This window comes from Moorena sp. SIO4A1 (assembly GCF_010672065.1).
GTDB lineage: Bacteria > Cyanobacteriota > Cyanobacteriia > Cyanobacteriales > Coleofasciculaceae > Moorena.
This window is the reverse complement of sequence record NZ_JAAHHX010000948.1, coordinates 1-1,143: the sequence shown is the minus strand read 5'-3', so window position 1 is coordinate 1,143 and position 1,143 is coordinate 1. Positions and strand designations below refer to the sequence as shown.

Genomic DNA, 1,143 nt, shown 5'->3' with positions numbered 1-1,143 from the left:
ATATCAAATCCGGTTAAATAGTTATCGTTAAGCCTTGGCTGCCTGCCACCAATGAAAATGGGTCAGACCACGAATGAAGTCGCACTGCTTGAGTAAAACACAACAGCGAGCGCAAATTATCTGCTCCAACTCTTCAATTTTCTCAAAGCTGCGGTTGACAATTGGTTCATCTAGCCATGGCCATAGTCTTTCGGCTGGCTGCAACTCAGGGGAGTAAGAAGGCAGAAATTCCACATGTAATCCTTCTGGCCATTTCACTTGCTCACGCTTTGTGCCACCCCGCTTGGTCTATAGTCAACAAAACCTGTTTGTGTTGCCCTAAACCAAAATGTTGAGCAAAGTCTGCTAACACTTGATTGAACAGGTAGATGTTAACTTTTGGCATTAGCCACCAGTAGGTTTGACCAGTAGCCGGATGGACAAACCCATAGACCCAAACCCATTGAAACCGCCATTGCACGGTCGCTGTTGGCATGTCCCACCATGGAACCCATAGCCGTCTTACCATAGGCTTGAGACCCAGACGATGCTCATCCATTGCCCAAAGTTGAATCTCGGCATCAGGGTGCTGCTGGCGCAATTGTTCTACTCGTTCTGCTATTTTTTTTTTCCAGTTCTCTTGCTCCCAGGGGTCCGAGTCCACATGAGCTTCGGCGAGGTATCCGTAGTCGGTACTCCATCTGCTTGAGATATTCCCATCCTCGTTGCGGAGCCACTGGACGCTCTAGCACCCGACTCATCCAATCAGCTACCTTGGGTCCATTCCACAATCCACTTTCATTTACTGGGGTCTCTAGGGCTTGTAAAAGTTGAGCTTGTTGGACTTGATCAAGCATTGGTTCAGCACCTGAGTTGTGATGGCGTTGGTCTCCGACTCCAGCAACTCCTTTATTGTTGTAGCGGTTAGCAATGACCCGAATCCACCGCAAGGAGTAGCCAGTCACCTCCGCTACTTCAAGGGTCGTTTTACCTTTGGCCATTAACCACAGTATTTGGTAATGGCTTCGCCCCACCGGGTCTTTTTCACGCGCGTTATCGCTGTTCCAAGGCGTCACAACTCAGGTGGGGCTTCAGGGTCAACCTTTTGGGCATAAAACTTACCATGCTCTGTCTTAACAGTAAGTATACACCCGGATTTGATAT

Annotated in this window: 1 pseudogene; it reads right to left on the bottom strand. The window is 48.6% G+C overall.

What is annotated here, in order from left to right:
• Positions 1-27 precede the first annotated feature (27 nt).
• Positions 28-1,092: pseudogene (locus F6K53_RS44355) on the bottom strand (IS630 family transposase).
• Between the last annotated feature and the right edge of the window lie 51 nt (positions 1,093-1,143).